Source organism: Gluconobacter wancherniae NBRC 103581 (assembly GCF_007988885.1).
GTDB classification, from domain to species: Bacteria; Pseudomonadota; Alphaproteobacteria; order Acetobacterales; family Acetobacteraceae; genus Gluconobacter; species Gluconobacter wancherniae.
Genome location: NZ_BJUZ01000002.1, coordinates 441,877 through 467,361, shown reverse-complemented (window position 1 = coordinate 467,361; position 25,485 = coordinate 441,877). Strand labels below are relative to the sequence as shown.

The following is a 25,485-nucleotide window of genomic DNA, read 5'->3' as shown; positions in this document are numbered from 1 at the left end:
CAATTCGAAAATGCTGCTTTTCATGAGTGGCACAGACGGATCACGGTCCAAGACAGCTTCATCGTTTTTTTCAGATCCGCAGCGGGGTTTCCTTGTTTAGAAGACGCAAACCGGAAGAAGACGCCAAGCCTGCAGAAAGCACTTCGTCTGCCGCGCAGCCCATCTTTCCCAACCGGCCGGACTCTTCCAGTCAGGCCACTCCTACGTCCGGGTCTGGAGCGTCATCCAGCCAGCAGCCACCCCAGCAGAAGGACCCCGCTTCCATGGGTCGTACACCTTTCCCGACGCCTCCTTCCTCCAACACACCTGCTGGCCCAACGCCTGCCGCTACCCAGCCGGGCCGCGCCCCGATTCCGGGCGCTGCAGGAGCGCCGGGTACAGCGCCTCGCCAGACCGCTCCAGAGCGTCGTACGCTCGTTGTCGGGCGCGGTATCAGCGTTCAGGGAACAGTGCAGGATGCCGAGCGCCTCGTTGTTGAGGGTACGGTTGAAGCAAGCATGATCCAGGCGACCGAGCTCTCGGTTTCGCAGGGCGGCGTGTTCCGTGGCGGCATCGAGGTTGAGGATGCGGAGCTCGCAGGCACAATCGACGGCACGCTCACTGTTCGTGGCAGCCTCACAGTACGCGCTACAGGCCGCCTGATCGGCAAAGCCAAGTGCCGTCGCCTCAAGGTTGAAGATGGTGGCCAGATCACCGGCCAGCTTGAAATGATCACAGACGGCGCGCCTCGTCCGGTAGCGAGCGAGTCTGCTCCGGCCACAGAAACCGCATCCTGAGATAGCAGGCCTCATGTTCCCGGGTCGGGAAGCATGGGGCTTAAATCGCAGACATAAAAAAAGCCGGAGAGAAATCTCCGGCTTTTTTTATGCTTATCGCAAACGAAAGACGGCGAATTAACCGCCATCGCGACGGTCGCGGATCTTCACATAGGCAATCGCAGCATGCTCTGCACAGTACGGCTTGCCAGAAAGGGGACGGGCCCCACAGAAATGAAAGCCTGGCGTACCCGGATCACCAATCGGCCAGCAGCAGGAAGGGCCACGACGCACGGGGCGATCAACACCTTCCTGAAAGCGTGAGGGAACCGGACGGGCAGCGGCAGGACGCGGAGCAGGAGCGACAGGAGCCACAACTGGCTCCTTGCGTGCTGGCTCTACTACGGCACGTGGTACTGCAACAGGTCGCACAGCTGCGGGAGCAGGCTTGCTGGCTGCAGGCGCTACGGCCGGCGCAACTTTTTCAGCAGAAGCAGGGGTGGTGGCCGCAGCGGCCTCTGCCGGCGCTGCGACAACAGCCGCAACACTCTGCAGCAGATCTTCATTGGCCGCTGCAGCTGCAGCGGCGGCCTTTCCACCACGCGGCGTGCTTTTACGACGCGGCGGAGCTTCGCCGGGTACGCCGTCCTTCACCGGGCGGTTACGGATCGGAGAAGGACGCGGCGGCAGACCGAGGCGATGCGCCTTACCCACTACGGCGTTTTTGGTGATAGAGAGCTGGCGGCCGATTTCCGCAGTCGAAAGCCCCTGGCTCCATAGATCCCGAAGCCTGGCGATCGTATCGTCCGTCCAGTCCATATATCGTCTTCCTCTGTTCCACGTGCGGGCACGTGGCCCGAAAATCCCATGATCCCGTCGTGTCTTCCGGAAAGAATATGACCGAAAATACAGACTGGATGCGCTTCCTTAGCAGAAACTCGCCATTACGTCGAAATGCTGCATTATTTTGCAGAGTGCACAGCCAAGCGTTGCAGTTCGACCTGACCTCGGACCACCGCCAGAGCGATTTCCCCCCGGACCAGCGCCAGTGCATCAATACCAAAAACTTCCTTCCGCCAGCCTTTCAATGCATCCATGCCAGACGTCTCACCCAGAGCGAGACGATCCAGATCATCAGAGGAGGCAACAAGCTTTGGCGCAACCTTGTGTTCTTCACACTTGGCTGCAAGCAGCACCTTAAGCAGAGCAACAAGCGCCTGTGAGGGCCTGCCACTGCGATCAGATTTTGCCGGAGGGCGTGGAAGATCCGTATCGGGGAGCGCCTCGGCAATCGCAATCGCCTCGATCAGACCACGACCCATCCGCCCCTCCGCAAAACCGCGGTTCACACCGCGAATGCGGGAGAGTGCCTCCGGGTCCTGTGGACGAACGGCAGCGACTTCCAGAAGGCTCTCATCGCGAATGATACGCTGGCGTGGAACATCTGCTGCCTGTGCCTCATGTTCGCGCCATGCAACGACTTCGCGCAGAATTGCCAGCATCCGACGGTTGTTGGTGCGGGCTTTCAGCTTTTCCCAAAGGCCGCGTGGATCCGGGCGGAAGGTTGCAGGGTCTGTGAGTACGGCCTGCTCGGCATCTGCCCAACTCAGACGACCCTGCTTAACAAGCTGATCCTTCAGGGCGAGATATACCGTCCTGAGATGAGTGACATCTGCGCTGGCATAAGCGATCTGGGCCTTGCTTAGCGGTCGTGCAGACCAGTCACTGAAGCGATGCGCCTTGTCGATCGTGCGCCCCGTGATCGCACCCACGAGGCTGTCATACCCGACCTGATCCCCAAATCCCGCAACCATGGCAGCAACCTGCGTGTCGAAAATCGACTGAGGCAGTCTGTCAAAAAGATGCAGGAAGATTTCCAGATCCTGTCTGGCTGCATGGAAAACCTTGATGCAGCTTGCCTGATTCAGCAATTCTGACAGTGGAGTCAGGTCGATTCCGGGTGCCAGAGTATCAATGACGGCAACGTCATTCTCGCCAGCCAGCTGTACCAGGCAGAGTTCTGGCCAATAGGTCCGTTCACGCACGAACTCAGTGTCGATCGTGACGAACGGTTCCTGTTTCAGGCGTTCGCAAAGGCTGGCGACTTCCTCAGTGGAAGTCAGGATGACGGGGGGCGGAAAATCCGGGGCAGTCGGGCGCATGGCCCGATCCTACACAAGGCAGAACGCTCTGACCACGCCCTCCGTCATTTTGAAGGTGAGAAGTCTTTAGAGGGACTTTTCCACCCATGCCTTAAGCTGGCTCTTAGGCATTGCGCCCATCTGCTGTGCAACCGGCTTGCCGTCCTTGAAGACGATCAGCGTCGGAATGCTGCGGACGCCATACTTGGTTGGCGCTTCCGGATTGGAATCGATGTTCACCTTCGCCACGGTGACACGTCCCTTGAATTCGGCACCAATCTCTTCGAGAGCGGGCGCGATCATTTTGCACGGACCGCACCACTCGGCCCAGAAATCCACCAGAACCGGGCCTTCTGCATTCAAAACCTGCGTCTCGAAGCTCTGGTCAGTTACTGCAACGGTGTTCTCGCTCATGACATGTGTCCTGCTTGTCTGGATTATGTTGTCTGATACCGATATCGGCCTCCCGAAGGGAAACCGCAAGAACCTTGCGCTAGATCAAATGCGCAACGCGCGCGCTGTCGAGCAGTTCGGGCGGCAGGGTGACCACAGACGGCCCCTCCGTCCAGACGAGTGAGCAGTGAACTTCGAAACCAGGATGAAGTTGCTGAAGAACCGCGCGATACGCAGCCATCTGGCGCAGATAAGCAACGGGAGTGCGATCTGCACGCACAGGCGGATTGCGGTTGGTCTTGTAATCACAGATCCATATTTCGCCCTCGCCAATACGCAGACGATCCACCTGCCCCAGCACCACGCGTCCTGCGCTAACGCCCGATATTGGCTGCTCCGCGCGGCTCCCCGGTGCAAAAAGAGGCGCCATTTCAGGATGTTCGATCACCTGAAGCACGCGCTCCACCAGTTGTTCCACGTCCTCAAGATCAAGCCCCCATGCAGGCTTCGACAGCCATGCAAAAGCAAGCTCTTCTCTACGGGATGGGTCCGCTTCCGGCAGCAGTTGAAGGAGACGGTGGATCATCGTGCCGCGTCGCATGGCCTGCACCCGCGCGGGGCCCTTGTGGCCGCCCACCAGATCAAGCGGCGAACGTGAGGCTGGCAAAGGGCCAAATTCAGCCCCATCCGGTCGACTGGGCGCAAGCGGCCGCGTCAGAGCGTCTTCCATGGGAGCGGGTTGAACGACCCAGTCCGGCGCGCAGCCCAGCCATGCGGGAAGTTCAACGGTTTGAGCATGCTCTCTTGCGCTCCGCTCCACCCCGGAAGACGAGACTGTGCGCTCTTCCTCCAGAACAAGCCGGTCTCCCTCCCAGCCAAGCCCCAGAGGTTCTGCACGCACACCAGTGAGTTGAGAAAAGCCCTCAGCGCAATGACGATACCAGCAGGCATCATCAAGCTTGGTTCTGGGCTCCCACCCACAAACGACAAGCCAATCACTCGCCCGTGTCAGTGCGACGTATAACAGGCGATTTTCCTCCGCCCGGCTCTCCTCAGCGACTTTGGCCGCAAGTGCTTCAGTCACGCTTGTGCCGCTTTCCTTTCCCGGAACCCATAGCGGAAGTTCAAGCCCGTCTGCCGTGTCCCACAGGAAACCGCCGTCCCGCTTTTTCTTGGACGTCGTATCGGGAAGAATGACCAGACGCGCCTGAAGGCCCTTGGAGCCATGCACTGTCATGACGCGCACTGCATCGACTTCGCTTTCCGCCTCGCGCTTGCTACTCGCCTCGCTTGCTTCCAGCCAGTGCAGGAAGCCCTGCAAGGATGGGGGGTGAAGTCCCTCGAAGCGTAAGGCTGCCGTTAGCAGTTCATCGACCGGTTCAGCAGCTTCAGGTCCAAGGCGCCTCAGAAGGCGTGTACGACCGCCATGTTGCCCCAGAGCTTCAGCCAGAAGTCGATAGGGTGTGGCATAATCAACCCGCCCATAAAGCGCGGACAGCATCTCCCATGCTGCCTTCCATTCAGGGCGCTCATGATGACGATCCCTCAGAACACTCCACAAGGGATGCCCTTCCCGGCCCAGCGCATGGGTCGTGCCATTTTTCGTGGCCAGCGCCATAAGCGACTCATCGCTCAGCCCCCCCAAAGGAGATGTCAGGACACTTGCGAGTGTCAGGTCATCCTGAGGCAGAAGGAGAGCGGCACATAACGTCATCAGGTCCCGCACCGCGACCTGCTGCGTCAGCCCTACCCGGACCAGTGTCGCGACTGGTACACCACGCGATTTCAGTGCCCGGATGAGCGCTCGCAGGAATGGAGAGCGCTTCGGCACGAGCACAAGGATCTCGCCTGCCCTGAGCGGGGACTGCCCGGGCTGCGGAATTTTTCCGATCTGGCTGCTGATCCAGTCACCCAGAGCTTCAGCCAGACGCTGGGGAGCACTGCGCTGGCCCCTGTTGGCGGAAGGCGCACGCCAGGGCGAGAAGCCCTCATCGTCGTCCTCGCCCTCTTTCGCCGGAACGAGCGGCCACAGCTCAACGCGGCCACCTTGCCCCGGCCTCGCCGAGATATGGCGCGGCAAGGCTCCCCGCGCCCCGTCTTCATGCAGACCATGCGCAGCAAGCGGCTGCGAAAAAACGGCATCAACAACATCCAGAACAGGAGGAACCGAACGGAATGATACATTCAGTTCAGGGTCGCGCCATTCCAGCCCCGCATTCCTGACCCGGGTTCCAAACTCACGCCGCCAGAAATGAAACTGCTCCGGATCAGCGCCCTGGAATCCATAAATGGACTGTTTAAAATCCCCAACGGCAAATACCGTGCGCGGCCGCGCCTCTTCATCCCGCGCTCCTGAACCTGCAAAAAACTCCGAAGTCAGCATTCCTGCAATCTGCCATTGCAGACCAGACGTATCCTGAACTTCATCCAGAAGCAGATGATCAATGCCGCCATCAAGCTTGTAGAGCACCCATGCCGCACCGGGTTCGTCCAGCAGGTTACGCGTCTCAAGAATGAGATCATTGTAGTCCACCAGCCCACGCGCAGACTTATCGCTGCGAAAGCGCTCCAGCATGGGGGCAGACAACGCAACCAGCGCCCGGTTCAGCGTCACCAGTCTGGTGGCGCGCAGAGTTTGCTGAAGTTCGAGCAGACGTTGTCCCTCTTCTTCGAGCAGGCCCGCAATATCGGGCACAACTTCCTGAGCCTTCTTGTTGATGATACGGTTCATCACACGAACAGTGCCCGTAGCCGTCAGCAGGGACGACATCCAGACCCTGGCGTCGCGCGCATCAGGGTATGTTCCAAGCCAGTGCAGCATAGCCTCAACGGCAGGCTTTGCCGTGGGCGTTACAACACCCAGCGCTGCCTGCAACCCTGAACGGATCGCCAGTTCTGCCGGGGGATTACACAAAAGGGCCTCAATCCCTTCCGCCGTGTTCTGTCCTGCCTGAAACGCCTTGCGATAGGCACTGACCACATCATCAGGCAACATGGACCACTGCCTGAGCATGGGTTCAAGGCGGCTGCCATCCATGTTCAGAGCCTTGATACGCCCAAAAAAATCCTCGATCCCCACTGTACCGGCCACGTCGGCCGCCAGCTCTGGCGCACGCCCCAGCTCGTGCTCCATGGCGCCCCTCAGCGCCAGAGTTGTATCTGTGTCTTCCATCAGCGTGAAATGAGGATCTACAGAAGCCTCAAGGGGAAAACGTCTGAGCAGGGACTGGCAAAATGCATGGATGGTCTCGATTCGCAGCCCACCAGGCAGATCTAGTACGCGCAGGAACAGACCCCGCGCCCGCCGGCGTGTCTCCTCGCTGTTGGGAACATCAAGCCTGAGCAGTTCCGCCCCCAGATCCGCATCTGGAAGAGACACCCAACTGCCAAGACGACTCTGAAGCCGGTTGGCCATTTCGGCAGCCGCGGCCTTGGTATAGGTCAGGCAGAGAATACGGGAGGGATCACTCCCTTCCGCCAGTATGACCTCGCCATCGGGCGTTCGGACTTCAAGCGGCAGCATGAGTCTCAGTAGACGATCAATCAGAAGCTTGGTCTTGCCGGAACCCGCAGAAGCCGAAACGAAAACGGAAGCCATAGGGTCAGAAGCCTGACGCTGTGTGCGATCAGCGGCATCAATGACATCACGTCGTGTAACAGGTGTGTTCATTCCCCGTCCTCCGAATAGGCAGCCCGCCATTCCTCGACACGCGCAAGCTGGGCATAGTCGGCAAATCTCGGAACACGCCCCGCCCACGGCTGGGACCGATATGGCCTCTCAGGATCATCATAATCCTCGACGAGCTGCCGCAAACGCTCCAGCGCCTCTCCGATCAGGGTAGCGGCATCGGTTTTGGAGCGGCTGCTCGGGACTTCCTGCTCCCTCCCCGGATCACGTCCGCCCGTAAGGTGCCAGTACAACATGGCCCGCGTCTCGGCGACCGGCATATCTTCAAACGCACCAACAGCCAGAAGCGCCGCCTCGATGACCAACTGCGCAGACCATCCCCGCTCGACATCCGCCCCCGTGGGTGGCTGCCCGGTTTTGTAGTCAAAGATGGTAGCCTTACCGTCGTCATCAATATCAATCCGGTCGGCCCGTCCTCTGATCCGAAATGGCCCCGCAGGGACATTCAGCTCAAAAGACGCCGTGACTTCAGTGTGGCAATAGCGAGCAGTGCCCTGCTCCCGGCGCTCACCCTCCATGCTTACAACCCAGTCGGCAATCCGCATGAGCCGTGGGCTCCACCATGCGACAAGAGCCGGTCGCATTTTTGCTTTCGCTAATGCATCCGCGAAGCTGTGGCGCAGAATAACTGGGGCATTTTCCGGCCAACTTTCTGGAAAGCGCTTGAACATTTCATCCAGCGCATCGTGCACAACCATGCCGAAATCAGCATGCTCCGCGCCTTCCTCAAGCGGAGGTAAAACCTTCAGGCGCAGAATATGGCGTGCATAGATCTCATAAGGATCCTGCTTCCACTTATCGATCTCGGTAATACTCAGACGACGCGGACGCAGAGCCAGCGGTGGCCTTGGTTCTGGCGGAGGTACGGGTGACGCCCCACCCAAAGGCTGGTCCAGACGTTTCTGCCATTCGAGAGCGGGATGCACTGGCAGGTGCTGCCCCCGCCCTTCCAGAAACGCAGCCAGACGAACCATCCAGCGCGCAGGCACACCCGGCGCACCCTCACGCCTGGCAGCGTTGGAAAACACGACCTCCCCCGCAGTCAGTGCTGATGAAACAAAATCATGGGCACTCGCACCGATCTGGCGCTCGGGGGAAGGCAAGCCCACACGGGTCCGCATTGGGCGGCTCAACCAGGGGCCAGGATCCGTTGCTGGCGGCCACACTGCTTCGTTCAACCCTCCAAGGACGACCAGATCAAACGCCAGAAGCCGAGCTTCCAGAACGCCCAGAATCGAAAGCCGGGGATGCGCAAGCTCCACGCCTCCTTTATGCCCACGAAGGCCCGTTAGCATCTGCCCGGCCATCGACGTGTTCAAAAATGCATCCAAATGAGCCATCGATTGCGATGGCAGAATACCGGTATGCACAATCAATGAGGCGAGATGCCTCGAAAGCGCGGCACCATCTTCACCAAGCCATAGGCGCCCACCAGGACGATCCCGCTCTTCTTGCAATAAATCCTGATCTTCTTCCGAAGCTGTCGTGGCCAGTTTTTCAGCAACATTAACCAATGCCTCCAGGAGTTCCGGCAACGGAACCAGACCTTCCAGTGACAGCAAGGGCGCAAAACAGGCTTCAATCCGGTTGATGAAGACTTCCAGTCCTTCCGGCTGATCGGGTGCATCTGCCGTTGCGCCCCGATCAGCCGGTTCATTCTTCCGGGAAAGCTCCTCAAGGGCGCTTCGTAATCCAGCGATGCCGGGCGCAGGTGCAGGTCCACGCAGAAGCAGACGCTCCAGCAGACGCGCACTCGCGCGGCAGTTCCCAGGCGTCATCCCCAACGCCGCCAGCGGATGTTTGAGTACGGACAAAAGCGCAACCGGCGAAAGCTCCGCCGCTGCTGCCGACGCTATCAATCTCAGGAATACGGCCGCAGGTGTCTGTGAGAGTGCTTCGCCCGCACTGTCATCCGCGTAAATTCCAAATCGCAAAAGCTCTGTCGCAACGCGCTGCGCAAGACTGCGATCCGGCGTAATCAGTGCGCAGGTCCGCCCCGGTATGGACACCACGTCCCGCAGTGCCAGAGCAATTGCCTGCGCTTCCTGCTGCTGATCTTCTGCGGGGAGAAGCGACAGGCGGGAAATCTCACGCTCGCTCAGATCCTCCCCCCAGGCAGAAATGCCACCTTCAGGCAGTAAAACATCGCGCATAAGGCGTTCCCGCCCTAAATCCCGGTCACAGCGCCAAACTTCGAGCACTTCTCTTGATGCGCCCAGATCATCGAGAATTTCTTTCAGTCCCGCTTGTGGATGCGCGTCTGGAAGAGTTGCCCAAAGCGCATCCGAAAGCTCCATATCCACCCCTGGAAGCGCAACCAGCCCCATCGGAAGGCGCGCCACAGCAGCGAGAACATCTGAAACAGCGGCCGAACCATCCGCAAAGCCCACAGCCCAGACCGGCGTGGCAGGCGGCCGTTCCATCCAGCCCTGCGCCTGCGCTTTCAAACGCGCAATCTGGCGTGCCACCGGGTTGGACAGCCCTTCCTCCGCCAGCCATTGCGGCCAGACAGATGTCACAATTTCCAGAAATTTCAGCGTCTGTTGCCAGTGTTCAGAAAAACGCTCCTCCACAGCCTCCGGCAAACGTTGTGCCAGATCGACCCCACTGCGTTCCGCTTCATCCATCAGTTCGGCAAGGGCCTTTGCCAACGGCCACGCCCTGTCGATGCTCTTCACATCATCCCCAGCCCCCGCCCGCAGAATAGGAGCCTTGAGGATGAGCATGGACAAGACCGCCAGGCGCCGCTGAGGCTCTACTGCCGGGGGAAGTTCGACATCAATTCCGATAGACGCCAGCGCATCTTCGTCCACATCATTGATCGCAACGATCCGCGGAAGCAATGCCGCCTTTTCATCCAGAGCACGCAAGAATGCTTCCATCAGCGCACGACCGGCACGTCGGCTCGGCACCAGAACAAGGCCGGGACCATCTGTCTGTCCTGCAGGATCCCGCGAGAGCCACTCAGTGGCCACGCGGTCCAGAAAAGGCTCTGACGCGGGGATCGTAATAATATTCACGAGAACATTCCCGCCATCCGGGCTTCAGTCCACCCGGTGAGCTCCACTACGCGCGCGTCTTCGGTATTTCCCGGCATCAGGGTGACGTGCAGGGCGCATTCAGGAAGATGATCTTCTGCACGCTCGGGCCACTCCACCAGCATAATACCCTCACAGGCATCATCCCACGCGAGCTCATATAATGCATCCGGGCCATCCAAACGCCACAGATCATAATGAAATACTGCGCCTTTGGGCGTGTCGTAGGGTTGCACCAGCGCGAAGCTCGGGCTGGGAACCTCCAGCAAGGGATCAGATGACAGATGTCTGAGAAATGCTCGGGCAAAAGTACTCTTCCCAGCGCCCAGACCGCCGGAAAGCGCAATACAGTCTCCAGGCAAAACCCGCTCAGCAATGCGTGCGGCGAGGTGTTCAGTGGCGGACTGGCTGTTCAGGAAGGTTCGCATGCCCCCCAATGTGGCGCTCCCGGCCTTATCCAGCAAGCGTTCCCAACGTGCGATAACCGGGTCAGACTGAAAATCCAGCGCACGCAGACGGGCGGCCTCCGCCATCCTTCCACGGCGTTCCGAATCCGACATGAGAGAGAGAAGCCCATCCGCCAGAGCCTTAACATCCAGAGGCGGAACCAGAAGGCCCGACACCCCCTGCACAATAATTTCTGCTGGCCCCGTTTCACAGTCGAAAGACACGATTGGCAACCCGTAGGCCGATGCTTCCAGAAGCACCATCGGCAGCCCTTCATAGCGAGACGAACAGACGAATACCCCCGCACGGCGGTAATCCGAAACAATCCCCCCCGTCGCGGGTGCAATCGTAATATTTTCCAGAGCTTGCGCCTGAAGCTGCAGAGCTCCACGATCATCACCATCACCGCGTATCAGCAGGCTCCAGCCTTTTGAACGCGCGTCACGCATCACGATCGCCCAAGCCTCAAGCAACAGGTCATAGCCCTTCTGCTCCATCAGGCGCCCTGCCGCGAGAACAATGTTCTCTCGCATATCAAACGTATTTTCTGGAACTGGCGGAGCAATATTGGGAATGGCCGTAAGATGAGCCCGCACTCTGGTGCCAGCTTTCCATAAAGCAACATCGAGCTGCGTCAGAACAACAATGTCATCGGCCCAGCGTGCTGCGATCTGCCGCCCCCAGACACGCTTGCGACGACCAAGCGTCACATTGAAATTGAAGTGCTCCCACATCACACAGCGCACGCCAGCCAACCGCGCTGCGGCAACACCATATAAAGCGTGCGTTGCCTCGACGATCACCAGAACATCCGCCCCCACCCGCTTCAGATGGCGCGCAAGCTTCCAGACAATTCTAAACCAGGAATTGAAGATTTTGACGTGATTTGAAAACAGCGAAGCAACGCTGATCGACGGCTCAAGAGCAAATGCCGATGGTCCTCGGGAAAAGAGCTCCACGAGCCCCACGGAAGCACCAGTCTTCGCCAGACCATTCATGACGGCGCAAGCCGAACGTTCAGTCCCGCCCAGCGCATTGATGTGCTGGATGACAAACTCATACCTCATGGCCGGAAGACCTACCCTATCCGAAACAAAACGCCTATGAGATTCGCCCTATGACGACTGCTCCTACCGCCCTCACCACCGACGTCGCCATCGTTGGCGCCGGTCCTACAGCCCTCTTCGCTGCGTTCGAATGTGGCATGCTCAAGCTGGGATGCGTCCTGATCGACGCACTCGACAGCGTGGGCGGTCAGTGCGCGGCGCTGTATCCGGAAAAGCCGATATACGACATCCCGGCACACCCCTCGATCGAGGGCGGCGCCCTGATCGACGCACTCGAAGCGCAAATCGCTCCCTTCGATGTGCCTCGCCTTCTTGGATCACGCGTCGAAACACTGACAGGCCATCGCGGCGACTTCACCCTCACCACAGCGCGTGGTGATACTGTGAACGCCAAGGCCGTCATCATCGCTGCTGGCGCAGGCGCTTTCGGACCAAACCGCCCACCTCTGGAAGGACTGGAATCCTACGAGAGCACAGGCGCCGTCCAGTATTACGTCAAGAAGCGTGCGGACTTCACAGGCAAGAGCATCGTCGTTGCGGGCGGTGGCGATTCGGCACTGGACTGGGCACTTTCACTTTCGGAGGTCGCCAGCAAAATCTACCTTCTGCATCGTCGAGATCGCTTCCGTGGTGCCCCGGAAACCCTCTCCCGCATCGAAGAACAGGTTCAGGCAGGCAAGATCGAAAAGGTCGTCCCCTATCAGCTCCACGCCCTGCACGGCGCTGATGGCGTACTTTCCACAGTTGAAGTCACAACGCTGGAAGGTGAATCCCGCCACCTTGAAGCCGATACGCTGCTCCCATTTTATGGTCTTTCCACAGACCTCGGGCCAATTGCGCTCTGGGGCCTGGATACGCACCGCAATACCGTGCCGGTCACACCAGCAACACTGGAATCCAGCACGCCGGGAATTTTCGCAATTGGTGATGTCGCAACATATCCGGGCAAGCTCAAACTGATCCTGCAGGGCTTTTCGGAAGCCGCCATGGCAGCACACGCCATCCATGGCATCGTTCATCCCGAGACAGCACTTCATTTCGAATATTCCACCAGCAAAGGCGTTCCCGGCTAAATCTTTCACTCGGGGGTGGACATGCAACGATGCCGGTGCTGATGATCTCCGCTGATATGATTTGAGACTTTCGCCACGGAGAGACAGGACAGAATGAAGATCATCGTCATGGGAGCCGGCGTGATCGGCGTCACGACCGCGTGGTATCTTGCACAGGAAGGCCACGAGGTCGAAGTCATCGACCGGCAGCCAGGCGTAGGTCTGGAAACCTCGTTTGCAAATGCGGGACAGGTCTCTCCGGGCTATTCCACCCCTTGGGCGATGCCTGGCCTTCCGCTGAAAGCGGCGCGCTGGATGCTGGGCAAGCACAGCCCGCTGGTTGTTCGCGCACGTTTCGATCCCGCGATGTTCCGGTTCATGGGCGAATTGCTGGCAAACTGCACCGAACACGCATACGACGTGAATAAAAGCCGGATGCTTCGTATTGCAGAATATGCGCGCGAGCGTTTGGATACCCTGCGTGCCGAAACCGGCATTACCTATGACGGAGATCAGAAGGGTCTTATCCAGCTCTTCCGCACAGACAGCCAGATCGAACACGCAGCAGAGGACATGCGCCTACTTGCGGAAAGCGGCATTGAACACCAGCTTCTGAACCCGGACGAGATCATCGGTTTTGAGCCGGGCCTTGCACATGCCCGTGGCATCCTCAAGGGCGGCCTCCGCCTACCAGGTGATCAGACCGGAGACGCACACCTCTTCACACGCCGCCTGGCTGCAATGGCAGAGCAGAAAGGTGTCAAATTCCGCCTGAGCACGCGGATCGAGGGGCTGGATGCCGCCAGTGACTCAATCCTTGGTGTTCGCACCAGCGCCGGACGCCTTACCGCCGACGCTTACGTACTGGCACTGGGCAGCTATTCCCCGCGCTTCATGAAACCGCTGGAGCTTCGTCTGCCGATCTACCCGGTGAAGGGATACTCCCTCACGATGCCCATCACCGATGAAAGCCGCGCGCCCACTTCCACGGTAAACGACGAGACCTATAAGGTCGCAATCACACGTCTGGGTGATCGTATCCGTATCGGCGGCACGGCTGAACTCACAGGCTTCAGCCTGCGCCTTAGCCCTGACCGCCGCGAAACGCTCGAACTCTCGTTCAACGAGATGTACGGCGGTGGCGATCTTACTTCGGCGCGTTACTGGACAGGCCTCCGTCCATGTACCCCTGATGGCACCCCAATCGTCGGACCTGCGCCGCGTTATGGTAACCTGTGGCTCAACACAGGTCACGGCACACTTGGATGGACGATGGCTGCCGGTTCCGGCCAGATTATTGCCGACCGCATTTCAGGCCGTCAGACAGCAATTCCGTCTCTGGATCTGTCGCTGGATCGTTACATGTCCTGATCACAACACTATGTGTCCAAGCTTTCTGCGAGCGTAAGCAGGGCACATTATAAGGTCAGACAGCACCACCCAGAAATGGCACCTTCTTCACGAAGGTGCCATTTTTATTATCAATCAAGAGCATCAAAGAATTTAACAAGATCGCCCTGATCGCAACGATAAAACGTATTCTGATTATCGTCTTTATAGTTGCCGGTCTCGTAAATAATGACGTTCTTATTTCCAGACAAACGCCCAAGATTGATCTGAACATCTCCCAGAGGGTTCACAGTCCCAACCGTCATTCCAAATTTCGAGTAGATAGAAGCATGCTGGGCTGAACCATGCTCACCAATCTGGACTTTCGTCTCACACATAAGGCGAATCTGATCCGGAATGGAGAGCTTCTCAGGCGAGATGATTTCAAAACCACGGCGCTCCGCCTCGTTCTCAAACCAATCCTGTTGCTCAAAAATACGCTGGTGGCTTTTCCCGGGCTCCCATGCTCTGCGGCTCAGGCAGATCTTCCGTGTAGGAGCGATGTCTTCAGTAACATAGCTCTGATAAAATTCTTTTATATACGGATTAAAAACATAGTTCCTGTGCATATACTCAGAAACGACAGCACGGCGAAGAATCCACAAATCATTTTCATGATCAAACAAGACAATCCGGCTCTGATCTATTCCGAAGAACACCTCCAGAAGATCAAAAGCCCAACGCGGCGTCTTTCTGGGCATAATAATCTTGAGTTTACGGAACTCCGCATCACCAATCGTCTTGCGGATCAATCCCAGCCGGGGGAGATCATCAACGATGTAATGACCATAGCAGCCATATCCTGCACTAAATGCGGGAATAACAGGCTCATCAACAACGCGCGTAATAGAAGAACGCGTCGGTGGGCGCCAATGCCCACTCCGGCTCTCCATCTCGCCAACATGCGAAAGATAGCTGTCGAGTTGAATAAACGTGTCGTCTTTCCATAGCCCACAATGACCACTCAACCCGACCATATTCAGATCATACACATGAGCAGCCGGTGAAATAGCATTGCGCTTCTGCCGCTCATTCCAATCAGGGTGAGGATTATGTCCTACCACTGTAAGAGGTATGCCCGCCGGAAGTATCTGGGCCTCCACTGCCCCCAGAACCGTATTCGGCCCAGCACAGGAAAACAGGTCAAGGCGCTCCTCTCTGGGGATAAGGCCAGAAATAGGAATAGTCTTGAAATAATCGGTTGTTATCTGAGATGCCAGATCTTCGTCTTGACCATTGAAATCAACGAAGCACCCGTAAGTCTCTCTTTGAATAAAGGATATTTTATTTTCTTTGAAGTATGCAGGATTTTCACAATACGCATCAATTATACTAAGCGTAAACGCGAGATGATCTGTGAATTTGTCATGAGAAGTATTCCTCATTCCATATTCAGTGAGCTTGATTACCCTTTTAAGAAAACGCTCGATATGTGGATGACGGGGAGTTGCCGCAATAAAGAATTTTTCTACTCGAGAACCATTTACGAAAAGCACCAGACCATTATTGCTGCCGAGCAGGTTGCTGATCGAAGCACGGCATGCGGAAAAGACATCCGCAAAAACTCCGCCTTCCCAATAGAGAAAAGAAAGCGCCATGAGATCGGCTCTACCCGCAGGATATCCTACACGGTGATAAGCCTCCACAAATCTTGGTCCAAGATTATCAGACAGGTAAGTAAGCGCGCTCTCATCGTTCAGGCAACGATAGGCAAAATCTGGATTCTTTTGATACCAGGTAACTTTTTCACAAACTTCGCTGGTGAATTTGGGCTTGTCGGGTCGGCATTGAAAAATCTGAGGTGGGATAGCACTCACATTATATTTTTCAGGAAGTTCAATCGGATAGTTTAAAGCTGTATTGGATGCATTACATTGAGGCAGAAGCCGTAAAAATTCTGTCCATCCGACTCCAAATTCACGGGTGCAAACATAAAATATTTTTCCCCAAAGAATTTTGTCTGCATCGGAGGTGACCCTCGAAAGATTATCCAAAGAGATTTTGGCAATTCTACCAAAAATATCTAGCAAATCTTCTTTGGAAGCAGCATCTATACCTTCAACTGTTGAGACAATTTCGAGAGATACACCAGCATTTGTTGAAACAAATATCTGCTTTATTATTCTCTTTTTCCATTCGACCAGACTGTTTTCATCAAAATCAAACATGGCACAACTCTCGTATCTACAGGAAAACGCATCCTCATAGAGAATAATAAATCATGAATTTTATTTTTACCAGATCAATATATTAATCATAAAACTAAAATATATATCCATATAAAAATAACAAAACTTACCAAACGAAGATAAAATATAAAATTATCAACTAAATATTCAACCTTACCTATTTTCGATAAATAAAAATATCCAAATTTTCCGTTTGTACCCATCACTGTTTATTTGGTGTCGTTTCGCCTCACATCCTATTTTCTGATACATTGCGGGTCAGAGAAATCCGACCACGCAAGCTCTTATAGAAAATCGGAGACTACCAGCTGCTCAGAGCCACACGTTTCCAGCTATTCTGAGCAACACATACATAGTGATACTCTGCATCGTCTGTAAACTGACCCGCATTACATGCAGCGCTGGATGATGCTGGTGTCGAGAGAACTTCCTGAAAATAAGCGTTCGCTTTAATCACACTCCCACTAAATCCATACGAATTAATCACGACGCCAGAACCGACAGAGTTGGCTACGTTTAGATTTGTACCGTCCGCCGCATAGATAAAAGGCTTATCTGAACCTGAAGAAGGAGTCAGAATGACCTGCGCCCCCGCATTCTGCAAACTAACGTTACCTGCGGCCTGCACAAGAACACCGGAATCTTGGCTTGCACCATATATACCAATGCCCCCTGCTCCATCAGCATTGAAAACAATATCTCCCTTTCTGTTTCCCTTCGTGACAGTCTGTCCACCAATCAATTGTGAGACATCCGTAGTAGTTCCGTTTGCCAGATACGACCAATGCACTGCCACATTTGATGAGGGATTCGCCCCCATATTCTGAGTTCCCTGAATCAACGACTCGAAAGCGACAAGGGAAATTTTATCACCCGAGCCATCTCCATTTGGCTGAACTGCCGAACTTCCAATAAATTCAGCCATTTCACGAGTATCGCCTGCATTTGCAATCACATAATTTGTACTGGAGTCTATCCCACTATTTACCCCATTTGGAGCATGAGCGTAAAATCCATCCGAAAGAAAGTTATTAGCTTGACTACCATTCCAAGCAACATATCCATTTGGCGTCCCACCTGCTGCCATAAAATCATAGCTATCGAGAGATGGCTTATTAGGACCATTGTAAGTAACTAAAATGCCTTTAGCCCTTCCTTCGTAATCAGGAAGCTGGCTGCCAATATCTGCCTCTTCTATTTCACAATCATTAGCAGGAGACCCAAACTGATTTCCCTCCGGAGAATTATAATCCCCCGCATTCTGATTTTCTCTTTTTTCAAGAAAGCACATTGAGTTATTTACAATAGCGTGCGTATACGTACCCATAAAAATATCAGGATGCGTATATCCAGGCCAAGTATTCATATCGAATGGCCCAACCACAGATGGCACCTGCGTAGCAACTGTATTTCCCGCACCTAGTACCCTCCAGCCCCCAACCGTAATTGACGATCCATCTGGAGAAATTGAAGATATTTCTCCTGCGTAATCATTGTTTGGCTGGAGATAATGCGTAGAAGCCGCTCGTGTAGACCCAATCGAGTTGGTCATAACATGCATACCCACCCGCAGCAGTGCCAATTCTTGGGCAGGCAATGCAGGCGCAAAGTACGCATGCGTAGAATCATATGTGACGGTTCGGGCGACATTATCAGAATTGGCAATATCCTGACCTGCCTCAACCCAGGGCTTGGTGCCGTGCGCAAAAAACCAAGTCGCAGTTGCATCCATCTCAGGATAAGACGAAATTCCGCCCCCACCATCAGTACCAAGAGGCGCCATCGCGACCTGTTCGCCGCCCACTCCGCGTTTGGTCATGGCAACAGCAAGCGTGCTTCCCAGAGAAGAACCGCCATAAGGCGCGGCATAGATAAAAGTGGGGGCACTATCAGCATAACTTCTGCCCCCAAGAAGAACAGAACGATCGTCCAGGATATGATAGCCGAGGTTGTCACCAGTAGAAATCGCGTTAGTGGCCGGAATAGTGAGATTCGTCTGGGGATAGTATGCCTGCGCGACCATTCCGCCATGAATCTCGCCTGTAGTCGATAAAGGCGCGACAAGGTTTCCACTGGCATCAAGGCCAGCAATCCCTGACGCCTTGTTCAGCAGATTATTCACGACAGTCTGCCCATCAATATATGGAGGGCACAGAAGCGGACTCCCTGTGCTGTCTACTGAACAGATCTGAGCAATAGGCGTGGTATCGTGCCAGTTTCCATCACTACCTTTATAGGATGTGACAGCCACTTTACCATTAGCGTTCACACTGGACACAAGAGTAACAGGTTGAAAATTTCCATTGGATTTGTAGGACTGCGGAGCAGGAGTATCAGCTGATGCAGCACCGAGCGATGAAATAAGAATAAGTGTTGAGTAAATAACTTTATTATTCACATTCATATCTCTCATTAGTTCCAGAAATATTCAAAAATTCTTACTTTTTGATTTTTGGCATCAAAAAAAACGAAACAGCTTCCCCCAGCTTACAGAGGCTCAGAGTATGCATTTTTAAGAATTTAGGATATTTTAATAAATTATCTTGGCGTGGCGTAACCACACTCAAGAAGCGTATGCAGGTGTAAATCTTGCATGATGGCAATTTGCCACAAATCTCTGTGAACTTCAACTATTTCCTGAAGGTCAAATTAAGGCAAGAGGCCCATAATTAAAGCATTGGCCATTCACAATCAGACAATGAAATTGTCTCAAACGCCCTAGGATCAAGCCAAAAAAAGAGGTCAGCTGTTAAGCTGACCTCTCCTAAAATCATCAATCGCCCAAAAGCGATATACCCAATTTTATTTGGCTGGATCAGCAGCTGTATCGGTAGCAGAGTCCGCAGCCTTCTTCTTGTGATGCTTGCCGTGATGGTGCTTCTTGCCATGATGCTTCTTCTTCGGAGCTTCCGCACCAGAAGCCGAAGGCGTCGTGACTGAAGGAGCTGCAGCTTGCGGCTCAGCGGGCGCTGCCGGAACAGGAGCAGGTGCCGTAACTTCTGGAGCAGCAGGAACCGCTGTCGTCGCAGGATCAGCAAAAGCAGGAGCTGCCGTCAGTGCCAAAGCAGAAACGGCGGCGATCAGAGTACGATTGAAAAGACGCATTTGAGACAGCGCTCCAGTAAATACTTCCAGTGGGTGTCACTCATTCATAAAAATGTGTGACCTCACTACAAACGTTATCACTGACACAGTTAGACGTCTCGTATTAACTTTCCGATATCTTGCTTGTTTTGAGAACACCTGCAGAAAAACGCCTCAATTCCGACATTTTTATTCATGGTGCATAGAAAAATTCAAAATACATCAATTCACATAAAAAAGGGCGCCCCGGTTTCCCAGGGCGCCCTTCTTACAAAGAAGAGAGACAAATGTCTCAGGATTCCTTGCGCTTTCCTGCACGCTTGCGCTCGTTCGGATCGAGGTAACGCTTACGAATACGGATCGCAGATGGCGTAACTTCGACCAGCTCGTCATCTTCGATGTAAGCGATCGCCTGCTCAAGGCTCATGCGACGAGGCGGGGTCAGAAGCAGAGCCTCATCCTTGCCAGATGCACGCATGTTGGTCAGCTTCTTTTCACGAACCGCGTTGATATCAAGGTCATTCTCACGCGAATGCTCGCCGAGGATCATACCCGTGTAGATCTTCTCACCAGCATCGACAAACATCGTGCCGCGATCCTGCAGAGCAAACAGCGCATACTGCGTTGTCTGACCATCCTCAGCTGAGATCAACGAACCGTTACGACGGCCTTCGATCGTACCGACATAAGGCTGATACCCCGAGAAGAGACGGTTCATCAGACCCGTGCCACGCGTATCAGTCAGGAATTCACCATGATAGCCAATAAGCCCACGTGACGGGATCAGGAACGTCAGACGAACCTTTCCACCACCAGACGGACGCATGTCCTGCATCACACCTTTACGGATGGACATTTTCTCAACAACGATGCCGGAGTAAGGCTCGTCCACATCCACCAGAACTTCTTCGAACGGCTCTTCACGATCACCGGTCTCAGCATTCTCGCGGAACAGAACGCGCGGACGACCGATCGTCAGCTCGAAACCTTCACGACGCATCGTCTCGATCAGCACGCCAAGCTGAAGCTCACCACGACCGGCCACTTCAAAAGCTTCGCTTTCCGGACTTTCCGTAACCTTAATGGCCACGTTGCCTTCTGTTTCCTTGAACAGACGATCACGGATCTGGCGAGACGTTACCTTCTTGCCTTCACGACCACCCAGGGGGCCATCGTTGATGCGGAAGGTCATGGACAGTGTCGGCGGATCAACCGGACGCGACGGCAGAGGTGTTTCAACAGAAGGATCAGCAATCGTATCGGGAATCGTTGCGTCGGACAGACCTGCAACGGCCACGATGTCACCGGCTTCAGCTTCCTCTACCGGAACACGATCCAGACCACGGAACGACAACAGCTTCGTCAGACGGCCGCTTTCAACGATCGTCCCATCAGGACGCAGAACGCGAACCGGCATGTTAACGCGAGCACGACCCTGATCAATACGGCCGGTCAGGATACGACCCAGGAAGTTGTCGCTTTCCAAAATGGTCGCAACCATTCCGAAAGGCGCTTCCTTGTCGACATTGGGTGTCGGCACATGGCGCAGCACCAGATCGAACATCGGAGAAAGATCTTTCTTCGCTCCGTCCAGCTCCAGATCAGCCCAGCCCTGACGGCCAGATGCATAAAGCATCGGGAAGTCGAGCTGATGCTCGTCGGCGCCGAGAGACGCGAACAGATCAAAAATCTCTTCGTGCACTTCGTCAGGGCGTGCGTCGCTACGGTCAATCTTGTTGACGACCACGATCGGACGGATACCGCGTGCGAGAGCCTTGCCCAGAACGAACTTCGTCTGCGGCAGAGCGCCTTCTGCAGCGTCAACGAGGATGATCGCGCCATCCACCATGCTCAGAATACGCTCGACTTCACCACCGAAATCGGCGTGACCCGGGGTATCGATGATGTTGATGCGCGTCTCTTTCCAGACAACAGACGTGCACTTGGCGAGAATGGTAATTCCACGCTCACGCTCAAGATCATTACTGTCCATGGCGCGGTCAGCGACATGCTGGTTCTCGCGGAACGAACCAGACTGTTTGAGGAGTGCGTCGACCAACGTGGTCTTGCCATGATCGACGTGAGCGATAATGGCGATATTACGGATTTCCATGATGGTCTTCCAGACGGATGCATCGGAGGGTGATGATTTGCGGCGTGTTCTGCACCGAATCCCCTCAATTTGCAAACTTTGAGACGCAACCATCTTTCGAAAGGAGCTTGAGCGCTCCGCCAGACTGCGCCAAACCTGCCTGAATTGTCCCTGCATCTACAGGAATTTTCCCATGTCAGAACCTGTTTCTCCTGCCCCTACCGGCCCTTCTGCTCCCGGCACAGACGCCCTGAGCCAACTGGGCCGACAGACTGTTGCCCCCACATGCCCGGAAGAAGCCGTACTGGAGCGCGTGCCCGCCCCCCATCAGGACCGAAAGTACGTCGTACGCTTCACGGCACCTGAATTTACGTCTCTCTGCCCCGTCACGGGACAGCCAGACTTTGCGCACATCGTCATCGACTACATCCCCGGAAAATGGATCGTCGAAAGCAAATCGCTGAAGCTTTACCTCACCAGCTTCCGCAATCACGGCGCATTCCACGAAGACTGCTCCGTCACGATCGCCTCACGACTTGTCGAACTGCTGGACCCACAATGGCTGCGTATCGGGGCTTACTGGTATCCGCGTGGCGGCATGCCAATTGATGTTTTCTGGCAGACAGGAGCCGCTCCCGAAGGCGTCTGGATTCCATCGCAGGACGTACCCGGCTACCGCGGCCGCGGCTAAGTCGTGACAGAAATCGCTGCCATCGCCCGCACGGGTGAACCGATTACGCAGGAAAAGATGGCGGCAGATCTGCGAGCGATAGGCGTGCGACCAGGAATGACCCTTCTGGTCCATACAGCCATGAGTCGCATCGGATGGGTCTGTGGGGGCGCACGCACCTGCATTGAAACGCTGATCGCCGCCACAGGTGCAACACAACATGGCGGCGGCACGCTCATAATGCCTGCCCAGTCATCGGATCTCAGCGACCCCGCAGCCTGGGCGCACCCAGCCGTCCCCGAACACTGGTGGGACTCAATCCGCGCAAACACCCCCCCCTATGATCCGGCCCTGACACCAACCCGTGGCCTCGGCGTCATCGCAGAGCAGTTCAGGACATGGCCGGGCGTGCAACGCAGCAGCCACCCTCAGGTCTCCTTCGCGGGTCTAGGCCATAACGCAGCGGCCATCCTGGCAACACAGCCACTGGAAGATCCGTTCGGCGCAAAATCCCCTCTGGGTGTACTACAACAACTGGATGCTCAGGTCCTGATGATCGGAACCGGCTGGGATACCTGCACCGCCCTGCATCTGGCAGAGCGTCAGGCAAACCCGAACGGCCCAAGATACGACGACGGAGCCCCCATGACTGTAGAGGGGCAGCGACGCTGGGTGCGCTTCAGCATGCCTGAGACAGATGCGGAGAATTTCCCCGCACTAGGCGCCAAACTCGATGGCAGCGCGATTGTCAGACATGGTCACGTCAGAATGGCTCAGAGCCGCTTTTTCCCGCTCCGAGACGCCGTGACAATGGCCACAGCATTGCTCAGACCAGATTCTGCCCGAAGCTAGATTTCAACCCCAAGCTTGCCCTGGAAATACAACAGCGGAGCCTCATCCTCCTGAACCTTCACGCTGGTTGGGCGGGCCATGAACAACGCATGCGTACCACCTGAAAACGTCTCAACAACCTCGCAGTGCATCTGCACAAGGGCGTCCTTGATAAAAGACGTTCCGTCTTCCGAGCGCTCAATAACGTCAGAGGCGAACTTGTCGGCAGTTCGGCTGGCAAACTGCATCGCCACATCTTTATGGCTGTTATTAAGAACACTCAGTCCGAAATAACCCGATTCCGCAATGGCAGCATAAGTCGCACTATCGCGATTCAGGCAGATGAGCAGCAACAACGGGTCGAGTGAAACCGATGTCAGGGCGCTAATCGTAGCCCCCTGCTCTCCGGCACTACTACGAGTGGTCACCACGGCAACACCCGTGGCAAAATGCGACATGGCGCGGCGAAAATCCAGATCAGTCGGTGTGGTCATACGCAGATTTCTGCCACACTTCCTGCAAGCTGCACTACCCCCCAATCTCCCTAGAAACCTAGCGTCATATCCCCTCCGACCATCACCCTGCTGCCATTACGGAAATCACCGAATGGCCGCGTCCCATTCAGCGAACGATCAAAGCGGATTTCGGGCCGAATCTGGAAAAGCTTGACATGATGACCAACCAGAGGCCGCCAGATCGCGTTCAAGGAAAGATCGCCATATGTCGTGGCAGGAGCACTCAGAGTATCCGCCGGATGCCCCAGCAGTGTCTGCGCGTAGGACGTATTTCCCAAATACTGGGTCACAAACTGTCCGGTGTTATCGCGGTAAAGCTCGGTTCGGGCATTGAACGTCAAAACAGGACTCACATTCAGTGCAGCCCACACAACACCACTCCAGGTATCAGCCCGCAGCCCCTGATCATGTACCTGATTAAGCTCGGCGCTGACACTCCAGCGATCCGAAAATTTCCATGTGCCGTTCAGGTCATTCCAGAATCGTTGCGCCGAGTTCGCACGTGGCCCGATGGCCCGGATCGCATCCTCCGGCCCAACCCTGAAAAGATAGGTGAAGGACAGCGGACCTCCCGCCAGATTACTCCCTGACAGACCAACATACCCCGCAGGCTCATGGTTGTTGTCACCGCGACCGAAGGATGTCTGATTCCCTGTGTCCATCCCGAACTGCAAATCAAAATGCGTATTCAGGTGCCACTGGAACATTCCCCCCACATGCTCGAACGGGGTGGAGTATTCCGTCGTGTAAGCAAGAGTATAAAAGGCCCGCACCGAAGGATCGAGAGCCTCCACCCCCATAGGTGCAGCAAAAACGCCAACCTGCCCATCCAGCCCACCCTTCGTCAGCCAAGGCATATGCAGCGCAACATTGGCGTATACCGGCATGACCTGATAGCGCCCCGTCAAAATCCGATCCGAAATCCCCGTAATCACGTAACTCCGGGCGTCTGACCCATACAGAAACCGCAGGTTCACACCCAACCCGTACCCACCCCCGATAGGGTCCACAGGCTTGATCCACGTCAGCGCAAGCTGGTCGAGCGTGGGCTGATTACTTCGCCCCGGAATAAGCTGCCCAAAGCTCGTATTCTTGCTGCTGCGAGCGGAAGACGCCATGATTCCGCCCTCGATCTGCGCGCCCAGAACCGTATCCGAAAACCAGCCCTGCGCAGCCGCAGTCTTTGGCAGCATTAATAACAGGACCATCGCAACAGCGAGTATCCCCCTGCCCCGCCCCGATCCTACCCTTACTTGTGGCTGAGGAAGAACCACCCTGCAGACACTCACGAATTCAGAATTCAGCCGTCATGGGGTGGGCGCACATCCGGCCCTCCGCACGATCCATCGCATCAATGGCTTCCATATCTGCACTGTGCAGCGTGAAATCGAACACATCGATATTTTCGGCCAATCTTCCCGGATTGGCAGATTTGGGAATGACGATCAGCCCACTCTGCAAATGCCACCGGATAACAACCTGAGCAGGGGTCTTGCCATGCCGCGCCGCGATTTCGCAAACGCGCGGATCTTCCAGAGCACGGCCCTTTCCAAGCGGCCGCCAGGCTTCAGTACGAATATCATGGCGCGCATTGAAGACTCTGAGTTCCCGTTGCTGGAACTCAGGATGAAGCTCGATCTGATTGACGACTGGCGCCACACCCGTCGCATCCATGATGCGTTCAAGATGCTCCGCCTCGAAATTCGAAACACCAATCGACTTGACCCGCCCATCCTTTTTCAACTGCACAAGCGCCTTCCAGGTCTCGACATACTGGCCCTGCGTCGGCATGGGCCAATGGATCAGGAAAAGGTCCGGTATCGGACGCCGCAACAGACGCGCGCTCTCGTCAAAGGCCTTCAGGGCGCGATCATATCCCTGCTCCGCATTCCAGAGCTTTGTCGTCACGAAAACCTCAGGATGCCCCTCAAGGCCCTCGCCAACACCGTCTTCGTTTTCATAATGCCGGGCCGTATCCACAGACCGATACCCTAACTCCACAGCGAGCCGGACCACCCTGGCAGTCTCGGCAGGAGGCGTTCTCCACACACCAAGCCCCAGCTGAGGCATGACATGCCCATCATTCAGCGTGACCAGTGCCTGGGCATCTACAGAAATTTTTTCAGACATCACG

At 55.6% G+C, this 25,485-nt stretch carries 18 protein-coding genes and 1 pseudogene; 5 read left to right on the top strand and 14 right to left on the bottom strand.

Annotated elements, in window-relative coordinates; all coding sequences use genetic code 11:
- Nucleotides 1–92 precede the first annotated feature (92 nt).
- Nucleotides 93–776, top strand: coding sequence for a bactofilin family protein (locus tag GWA01_RS09190; protein ID WP_228118505.1), 684 nt, complete (start codon nucleotides 93–95; stop codon nucleotides 774–776).
- 117 nt (nucleotides 777–893) lie between these two features.
- Here GWA01_RS09190 and GWA01_RS09185 read toward each other — a convergent pair whose 3' ends face one another.
- From GWA01_RS09185 to GWA01_RS09155, 7 genes and pseudogenes are all read right to left on the bottom strand, one after another.
- Complete coding sequence (locus tag GWA01_RS09185; RefSeq protein ID WP_146796730.1) at nucleotides 894–1,574, bottom strand: GcrA family cell cycle regulator; 681 nt, start codon at nucleotides 1,572–1,574, stop codon at nucleotides 894–896.
- 143 nt (nucleotides 1,575–1,717) lie between these two features.
- The gene (gene rnd, locus GWA01_RS09180) at nucleotides 1,718–2,917 is read right to left on the bottom strand and encodes a ribonuclease D (protein WP_146796727.1); all 1,200 of its coding nucleotides are present in this window, start codon (nucleotides 2,915–2,917) and stop codon (nucleotides 1,718–1,720) included.
- Nucleotides 2,918–2,983: 66 nt separating this feature from the next.
- A complete protein-coding gene (gene trxA, locus GWA01_RS09175) occupies nucleotides 2,984–3,310 on the bottom strand; it encodes a thioredoxin TrxA (protein ID WP_146796724.1) in 327 nt (108 codons plus the stop codon).
- A 79-nt stretch (nucleotides 3,311–3,389) separates the two neighbouring features.
- Nucleotides 3,390–6,959: a double-strand break repair helicase AddA gene (gene addA, locus GWA01_RS09170; protein ID WP_146796721.1), complete on the bottom strand. Its 3,570-nt coding sequence runs from the start codon at nucleotides 6,957–6,959 to the stop codon at nucleotides 3,390–3,392.
- On the bottom strand, nucleotides 6,956–9,997 hold the full coding sequence (gene addB, locus GWA01_RS09165) for a double-strand break repair protein AddB (protein WP_146796718.1): 3,042 nt from the start codon (nucleotides 9,995–9,997) through the stop codon (nucleotides 6,956–6,958). The genes addA and addB overlap by 4 nt, the downstream gene beginning before the upstream one ends.
- Nucleotides 9,994–10,443, bottom strand: coding sequence for a tRNA (adenosine(37)-N6)-threonylcarbamoyltransferase complex ATPase subunit type 1 TsaE (gene tsaE, locus GWA01_RS09160; RefSeq protein ID WP_146797767.1), 450 nt, complete (start codon nucleotides 10,441–10,443; stop codon nucleotides 9,994–9,996). Before tsaE ends, addB begins: the two co-directional genes overlap by 4 nt.
- 96 nt (nucleotides 10,444–10,539) lie before the next feature.
- Nucleotides 10,540–11,529, bottom strand: a pseudogene (locus GWA01_RS09155) (glycosyltransferase family 4 protein); the annotation flags it as partial.
- A 50-nt stretch (nucleotides 11,530–11,579) separates the two neighbouring features.
- Here GWA01_RS09155 and GWA01_RS09150 point away from each other — a divergent pair.
- Entirely contained in the window at nucleotides 11,580–12,602 is a 1,023-nt protein-coding gene (locus GWA01_RS09150) for an NAD(P)/FAD-dependent oxidoreductase (RefSeq protein ID WP_146796715.1), read from the top strand.
- A gap of 93 nt (nucleotides 12,603–12,695) precedes the next feature.
- Nucleotides 12,696–13,952 (top strand): D-amino acid dehydrogenase, encoded by a 1,257-nt coding sequence (locus tag GWA01_RS09145; RefSeq protein WP_146796712.1) that lies wholly within the window; start codon nucleotides 12,696–12,698, stop codon nucleotides 13,950–13,952.
- Nucleotides 13,953–14,062: 110 nt separating this feature from the next.
- Here GWA01_RS09145 and GWA01_RS09140 read toward each other — a convergent pair whose 3' ends face one another.
- The 4 genes from GWA01_RS09140 to typA all read right to left on the bottom strand — a co-directional run bounded on the left by GWA01_RS09140 (nucleotide 14,063) and on the right by typA (nucleotide 21,356).
- Nucleotides 14,063–16,138 (bottom strand): glycosyltransferase 61 family protein, encoded by a 2,076-nt coding sequence (locus tag GWA01_RS09140; protein WP_146796707.1) that lies wholly within the window; start codon nucleotides 16,136–16,138, stop codon nucleotides 14,063–14,065.
- A gap of 322 nt (nucleotides 16,139–16,460) precedes the next feature.
- Entirely contained in the window at nucleotides 16,461–18,572 is a 2,112-nt protein-coding gene (locus GWA01_RS09135; protein WP_146796704.1) for a hypothetical protein, read from the bottom strand.
- A 389-nt stretch (nucleotides 18,573–18,961) separates the two neighbouring features.
- A complete protein-coding gene (locus GWA01_RS09130; protein ID WP_146796701.1) occupies nucleotides 18,962–19,264 on the bottom strand; it encodes a hypothetical protein in 303 nt (100 codons plus the stop codon).
- Nucleotides 19,265–19,535: 271 nt separating this feature from the next.
- Complete coding sequence (typA, locus tag GWA01_RS09125; protein ID WP_146796697.1) at nucleotides 19,536–21,356, bottom strand: translational GTPase TypA; 1,821 nt, start codon at nucleotides 21,354–21,356, stop codon at nucleotides 19,536–19,538.
- A 172-nt stretch (nucleotides 21,357–21,528) separates the two neighbouring features.
- On the opposite strand from typA, the gene queF reads away from it, so the two are divergent.
- Nucleotides 21,529–22,026, top strand: coding sequence for a preQ(1) synthase (gene queF / locus GWA01_RS09120; protein WP_146796694.1), 498 nt, complete (start codon nucleotides 21,529–21,531; stop codon nucleotides 22,024–22,026).
- A gap of 3 nt (nucleotides 22,027–22,029) precedes the next feature.
- On the top strand, nucleotides 22,030–22,857 hold the full coding sequence (locus GWA01_RS09115; protein ID WP_146796691.1) for an aminoglycoside N(3)-acetyltransferase: 828 nt from the start codon (nucleotides 22,030–22,032) through the stop codon (nucleotides 22,855–22,857).
- Here the strand turns inward: GWA01_RS09115 and GWA01_RS09110 are convergent.
- The 3 genes from GWA01_RS09110 to GWA01_RS09100 form a co-directional block, all read right to left on the bottom strand.
- Nucleotides 22,854–23,330 carry a flavin reductase family protein gene (locus tag GWA01_RS09110; protein ID WP_146796688.1) on the bottom strand — a complete coding sequence of 159 codons (477 nt, stop codon included), beginning with the start codon at nucleotides 23,328–23,330 and terminating at the stop codon, nucleotides 22,854–22,856. The two genes, GWA01_RS09115 and GWA01_RS09110, sit on opposite strands and share 4 nt — an antisense overlap.
- 50 nt (nucleotides 23,331–23,380) lie before the next feature.
- Nucleotides 23,381–24,559, bottom strand: a complete 1,179-nt coding sequence (locus GWA01_RS09105) for an outer membrane beta-barrel protein (RefSeq protein WP_146796685.1) — start codon at nucleotides 24,557–24,559, stop codon at nucleotides 23,381–23,383.
- A gap of 85 nt (nucleotides 24,560–24,644) precedes the next feature.
- Nucleotides 24,645–25,481: an aldo/keto reductase gene (locus tag GWA01_RS09100; RefSeq protein ID WP_146796682.1), complete on the bottom strand. Its 837-nt coding sequence runs from the start codon at nucleotides 25,479–25,481 to the stop codon at nucleotides 24,645–24,647.
- Nucleotides 25,482–25,485 lie beyond the last annotated feature (4 nt).